Source organism: Bradyrhizobium sp. PRIMUS42, from assembly GCF_023006515.1.
Taxonomy (GTDB): domain Bacteria; phylum Pseudomonadota; class Alphaproteobacteria; order Rhizobiales; family Xanthobacteraceae; genus Bradyrhizobium.
Map to the genome: position 1 here is coordinate 1 of NZ_JALBGZ010000440.1, position 5,521 is coordinate 5,521.

Sequence of the window (5,521 nt, forward strand, 5' to 3'; positions counted from 1 at the left end):
ACCTCCGTCGGCCTCGGCGCGTTCGCCGGTCGCTATCCGCACATGCTCTCCGGCGGCCAGCGCAAGCGCGTCGCGCTGGCGCAGGTGCTGATCCGCGACCCGAAGATCCTGCTGATGGATGAGCCGTTCGGGCCGCTCGATGCGCAGACGCGCCAGGTGATGGGCAATCTGCTGCTCGACTTGTGGAACGCCGACCGCAAGGCCGTGCTGTTCGTCACCCATGATCTCGAAGAGGCGATCGCGCTCGCCGACCGCGTCGTGATCATGTCGGCCGGGCCGTCCTCGCGCATCATCGGCGACTGGCGCGTGAGCCTGCCGCGCCCGCGCGACATCTTCGAGGTGCGGCTCGACAAGGAGTTCCATGCGCTGCATCGCGAGATCTGGAGCGTGCTCAAGGACGAGGTGATGAAGGGCTACGCCCAGTCCACGCACGCGGCGGAGGCGGTCTGATGTCGCGCCCGACGCTGCTTGCGCTGCAAATCCTGGTTGCGGTCGTCTGCATTGTGCTGTGGCAGGTGCTGTCGACCGTCCCCCTGTTCGGCAAGATCCTGCTGCCGCCGTTCTTCTTCTCCAATCCGTTCGATGTGTTCATCCAGATCGTGAAGTGGTTCTCGTCCGGCGTGATCTGGAAGCATCTTGGCATCACGCTGACGGAATCGATCCTGGCCTTTGTGATCGGATCAGCCGGCGGCGTGCTGGTCGGCTTCTGGTTCGCACGCCAGCCCCTGGTCGCCGCCGTGTTCGACCCCTACGTCAAGATGGTCAACGCGCTGCCGCGCGTCGTGCTCGCGCCGATCTTCGCGCTGTGGCTCGGCCTTGGCATCTGGTCGAAGGTCGCGCTCGGCGTGACGCTGGTGTTCTTCATCGTGTTCTTCAACGTCTACCAGGGCGTCAAGGAGGTCAGCCGCACCGTGCTCGACAACGGGCGCATGTTGGGAATGAGCGAGCGGCAGTTGATGCGGCACGTCTATTGGCCCTCGGCGCTGTCCTGGATGTTCTCCTCGCTGCACACCTCGGTGGGCTTCGCCGTGGTCGGCGCGGTCGTAGGCGAATATCTGGGATCGGCGGCCGGGCTCGGCTACCTGATCCAGCAGGCCGAGGGCGTGTTCGACGTCGCCGGCGTGTTCGCCGGCATGTTCGTGCTGTCGGCGTTCGTGATCCTGATCGACTATGGCGTCACGCTGGTCGAACGCCGTCTGCTGGTTTGGCGGCCGACGGCATCGGATGGGCGCGGGTAGGGGCGCAAGTTGGTTTCGGATTGCGGGCCGCACCCAGGGTGCGCTCCCTCCCCCGCTTGCGGGGGAGGGTTGGGGAGAGGGTTTCTCCACTTGCGAGAACCCCCAAGAGGAAAGAGGCCTCACCCGCGCCTTCGGCGCGACCTCTCCCGCAAGCGGGAGAGGTGAAGGAAGCTCAATCCAGCAGCTTGGTGTCGTCGGGCGCCTGCGGCGGGGTCTTGATCGCGATCGCCTTGACCTGTCCGCTGATCGGCTTGGTGCCGCCGTGCGGCGTGCCCTTGGGAATGATGACGAGGTCGCCGGGCTTTACCGTGACCTCCTTGTCGCCGAGCCAGATCGTGCCGGTGCCGTCCAGGATGTACTGGATCTCGTTGGTGTTGGGATGCATGTGCTTGGGCACATTGCCGACCTGGATCGAGATGGTTGCGCCGTCGGCGGTCATGAATGTCTTGGAGCGAAAGCCGACCTTGTTGGCGTCCCCGAGCGCATCGCCCTCCATCTCGCCGGTATGGATGATCTGCGCGGTGATGTTTTCGGCGGCGAGTGCCGGCCGGAGCAAATGGGTTGCGCCGCATCCGGCGGCAAAGGCGGCGGCAATCGACAGCCCGGCTGTAAAGCGATTCACGGATGATCCTCCCATCGAGAATTATTCTTGTCGGGGCATGCTATTTCGCCGAATGGCCGATGACCAGTGCCTCCGGCAGCGCTTCTCAAGCCAGCCCTGCTGCTTTATGGTGCCGCCCGCCGAACGGAGGAAACCAATGAAGAACACGATTGCCAGGCTCGCCGGCGCGCTGCTCGCGCTGACGCTCACCACCGGTTTTGCCGCGGCGCAAAGCAAGGTCACCATCGCGATCGGCGGCGGCTCCTGCCTGTGCTATCTGCCGACGGTGCTGGCCAAGCAGCTCGGCGAATACGAGAAGGCCGGCCTGAATGTCGAGCTGGTCGACCTCAAGGGCGGTTCGGACGCGCTCAAGGCCGTGCTCGGCGGCAGCGCCGACGTGGTGTCCGGCTATTTCGACCATTGCGTCAATCTGGCCGCCAAGAAGCAGGAGCTGCAGGCTTTCGTGGTCTATGACCGCTATCCCGGCCTCGTGCTCGTGGTCGCGCCCTCGCGAACCAACGACATCAAGTCGGTCAAGGATCTCGCCGGCAAGAAGGTCGGCGTCAGTGCGCCCGGCTCCTCCACCGACTTCTTCCTGAAGTACATGCTCAAGAAGAACGGCATCGATCCCACCAGCGCCGCCGTGATCGGCGTCGGCCTCGGTGCCACCGCCGTCGCCGCGATGGAGCAGGGCCAGATCGATGCGGCCGTGATGCTCGATCCCTCCGTCACCGTGCTCCAGGGCAACCACAAGGATCTGCGCATCCTCTCCGACACCCGCACGCAGAAGGACACGCTCGACACCTTCGGCGGCGAATATCCCGGCGGGGCTCTGTACTCGACGGCGGCCTGGGTCAATGGCCACGAGAAGGAGACGCAGGGGCTCACCAACGCGATCCTCGCCACGCTCGCCTGGATCCATTCGCACAGCCCTGAGGAGATCATGGCGAAGATGCCGGAAGCGACGGTCGGCAAGAACAAGGACCTCTATCTCGCCGCGCTGAAGAACACGATCCCGATGTACTCCGAGACCGGGAAGATGGATCCGAAGGGCGCTGACGCCGTGCTTTCGGTGTTCAGCGTCGGCTCGCCCGAGGTGGCCAATGCCAAGATCGACGTCAGCAAGACCTTCACCAACAAGTTCGTCGAGCAGGCCAAGAAGACGACGGGGAATGCCAAATAGCTGACGCGAAGATGCGGTAGTCGTCCCTCATGGCGTCACCAATCATTCATCGCGTCACGACGCTCGATCTTGCCGTGCGGCCGATCGTCTGGCCGTTCGCGGAGGAACGGGGGGCCGAGATTGCGGCGCATTTCGCCGAGAAGCAACGCGAGCGGCCGAAGATCTGGAATGGGCGCGTCCTGCTCGGGCAGGACGCGGTGTTTGCGGATGGCCATCTCTCCGCGACCTATTTCGAGACCGATTTTGCCAGCTTCCTCGCCTGGCGCGACTGGGGATTTCCCGACAAGGCGGTGTTCAACGGATTTGGCATGGGCGCGCTGCGCGCTTCCGACGGCGCCTTCATCATGGGCGAAATGGCGCAGCACACCGCCAATGCGGGCCGCATCTATTTCCCCTCGGGCACGCCCGACCTCGACGACGTCATTGAGGGTGCGCTCGACATTCCCGGCAGCGTCGTCCGCGAAATCGAGGAGGAGACCGGCCTGACCGCGGCGGACTATCGGGCCGAGCCGGACTGGCACTGCATCGTCAGCGGCCCCGCGATTGCGATGATGCAGGTGCTCAATCTGGACATGCCCGGCGATGAGGCTCGCGCGCTGATCGAAGCCAATCTCGCCCGTGAGGACGAGCCTGAATTGTCGGCCATTCATCTCGTGCGCGGGATGAGTGATCTCACGCCGACCATGCCGCGATTTGTCACGGCCTTTATCGAGCAGCAGTTCGCTTCGCGCTGATGCGCAAGGCTTGACATCGCTGCGCTCAGCCCATGTGATGGGGCAACGAAAAGCAAGACGAATGCAATGCACAATCGTCCAGGGAGGTTTTGATGCGCCTGCGCATGGCTGCCCGGTTGGTACGTGGGCTGGTGGTCGCGATATCGGCGACGGGCTTGGCGGTGTCCGCCCAGGCTCAGGACAAGAAGATCAAGATCGGCGTTGTTTTTGATTTGACCGGGCCTTTGGCCGGCGGTGGCTCCGAGCTCAATTATGTCGGCACAAAGATCATCCTCGACCATTTCGCCAAGACCGGCGTCGAGGGCTACAAGATCGAGGCGGTCTATGCCGACGCGCAGAGCAAGCCCGACATCGCCATCAACGAATCCGTCCGCCTGCTCGAGCAGGAGAAGGTCGACATGGTGCTCGGCTTCTTCTCCTCGGCGCAGTGCGTGCCCGTAGCCGCCCGCGTCGAGCAGCTCAAGAAGTTCATGTGGATGACGACCTGCATTTCGTCGGCCGTGTTCAACGAGAAGGGCTACAAATACGTGTTCCGGCCGCAGGCGAGCGGCGACCAATTCGGCATGATGACGATGGATTTCATCGCGCAGAACGCCAAGGAGAAGTTCGGCAAGGAACCAAAGGATCTGCGCGTCGCCATCATCCACGAGGACGGCGCCTATGGCGTCGACGTCTCCAAGGGCAACGAGGCCGGCGCGAAGAAAGCCGGCTTCAACGTCGTGCTCAAGGAAGGCTATTCGGCGACAGCGCCTGATCTGTCCCCGCTGGTGACCAAGCTGAAACGCGCCAAGCCCGACGTGATCTTCCACACCGGCTACAATCCGGACATCACCCTGCTGCTGCGCCAGGCCCGCGAGCAGGGCCTGAGGTTCGGCGCGCTGATGGGGCATGGCGCGGGCTATGGTGTCTATGAGAAGCTGAAGGAAGGCATGGGAGCCGATGCCGCCTATATCTTCAACGCGGACCCGATCTCGATCTGGCTGGCCAACCAGAAGACCATGGATCCGAAGCTCTCGCCCGTCATCAAGATGGTCGGCGAGGAGTTCGACAAGATCCGGCCCGGCGTTGCCATCCGCTCCGCCCATGTCGGCATCGGTGCGTCCAACACCTACGTGTTCATGGCGGATGTGCTGCCGCGGGCGATCAAGAAGTACGGTGGCGTCGATCCCGATGCGCTGCGCAAGGCGGCGCTCGACGCCGACATCTCCGAGGGCGGCACCATGCTCGGCTTCGGCGTGAAGTTCTACAGCGAGGGCACGCCCATGGCCGGGCAGAACGAGCGCTCGTTCCCCGTCGTGATCCAGTATCTCGAGGACAAGTCTCATGTGGTGTGGCCGAAGAGCCAGGCGCAGCGCGAGGCCGTGCTGCCGCTGCCGAAAGGCACCACCTACAGCAACCAGTAGCAGCGGAGGGCTTTGGTGCTGGAAGTCAGCGGGCTGGTGAAGCGGTTCGGCGGCTTTACCGCCGTCAACAACGTGTCGTTCCAGGTCGATCAGGGCGAGATCCTCGGCCTGATCGGTCCCAACGGTTCGGGCAAGAGCACGATCTTCAACATGCTTTCCGGCACGCTGGCGCCGACATCGGGCTCGATCATGTTCGGCGGCTCCGAGATCGCAGGCCTCGCGCCGCACCGGATCATCAACAGCGGCATTGGCCGCACCTTCCAGATTCCGCGGCCGTTCCGCCGCCTGACCATCTTCGAGAACGTCGCGCTCGCCGGCTTTTACGGCCAGGGCCGCCACAGCCGGGCCAGGGCGGAGGAGGC

At 64.0% G+C, this 5,521-nt stretch carries 7 protein-coding genes; 6 read left to right on the forward strand and 1 reads right to left on the reverse strand.

Features of this window, described 5'->3' with window-relative positions; genetic code table 11:
• Together MOV75_RS26000 and MOV75_RS26005 are read left to right on the forward strand one after the other, a co-directional pair.
• A partial coding sequence (locus tag MOV75_RS26000; protein WP_247006836.1) for an ABC transporter ATP-binding protein occupies positions 1–450 on the forward strand: 450 nt, incomplete at its 5' end.
• Positions 450–1,238 carry an ABC transporter permease gene (locus tag MOV75_RS26005; RefSeq protein ID WP_246929909.1) on the forward strand — a complete coding sequence of 263 codons (789 nt, stop codon included), beginning with the start codon at positions 450–452 and terminating at the stop codon, positions 1,236–1,238. The genes MOV75_RS26000 and MOV75_RS26005, both read left to right, overlap by 1 nt.
• Before the next feature lie 172 nt (positions 1,239–1,410).
• On the opposite strand, the gene MOV75_RS26010 is transcribed toward MOV75_RS26005, so the two are convergent.
• Positions 1,411–1,860, reverse strand: a complete 450-nt coding sequence (locus MOV75_RS26010) for a cupin domain-containing protein (protein WP_246929907.1) — start codon at positions 1,858–1,860, stop codon at positions 1,411–1,413.
• Positions 1,861–1,996: 136 nt separating this feature from the next.
• Here MOV75_RS26010 and MOV75_RS26015 point away from each other — a divergent pair, with 136 nt between their 5' ends.
• The 4 genes from MOV75_RS26015 to MOV75_RS26030 form a co-directional block, all read left to right on the forward strand.
• Complete coding sequence (locus MOV75_RS26015; protein ID WP_246929905.1) at positions 1,997–3,022, forward strand: ABC transporter substrate-binding protein; 1,026 nt, start codon at positions 1,997–1,999, stop codon at positions 3,020–3,022.
• A gap of 29 nt (positions 3,023–3,051) precedes the next feature.
• Positions 3,052–3,756 (forward strand): NUDIX hydrolase, encoded by a 705-nt coding sequence (locus MOV75_RS26020; protein ID WP_246929903.1) that lies wholly within the window; start codon positions 3,052–3,054, stop codon positions 3,754–3,756.
• A gap of 92 nt (positions 3,757–3,848) precedes the next feature.
• Positions 3,849–5,159, forward strand: a complete 1,311-nt coding sequence (locus MOV75_RS26025) for an ABC transporter substrate-binding protein (protein ID WP_246929902.1) — start codon at positions 3,849–3,851, stop codon at positions 5,157–5,159.
• Between the two features lie 15 nt (positions 5,160–5,174).
• Positions 5,175–5,521, forward strand: a 347-nt coding sequence (locus MOV75_RS26030) for an ATP-binding cassette domain-containing protein (RefSeq protein WP_247006837.1), incomplete at its 3' end; no start/stop codon positions are given.

What these genes read in the sequence shown, in the direction of transcription:
- MOV75_RS26015 (WP_246929905.1), top strand. Translation starts at nt 1,997, where the DNA reads ATGAAGAACACGATTGCCAGGCTCGCCGGCGCGCTGCTCGCGCTGACG.
- MOV75_RS26005 (WP_246929909.1), top strand. Translation starts at nt 450, where the DNA reads ATGTCGCGCCCGACGCTGCTTGCGCTGCAAATCCTGGTTGCGGTCGTC.
- MOV75_RS26025 (WP_246929902.1), top strand. Translation starts at nt 3,849, where the DNA reads ATGCGCCTGCGCATGGCTGCCCGGTTGGTACGTGGGCTGGTGGTCGCG.
- MOV75_RS26020 (WP_246929903.1), top strand. Translation starts at nt 3,052, where the DNA reads ATGGCGTCACCAATCATTCATCGCGTCACGACGCTCGATCTTGCCGTG.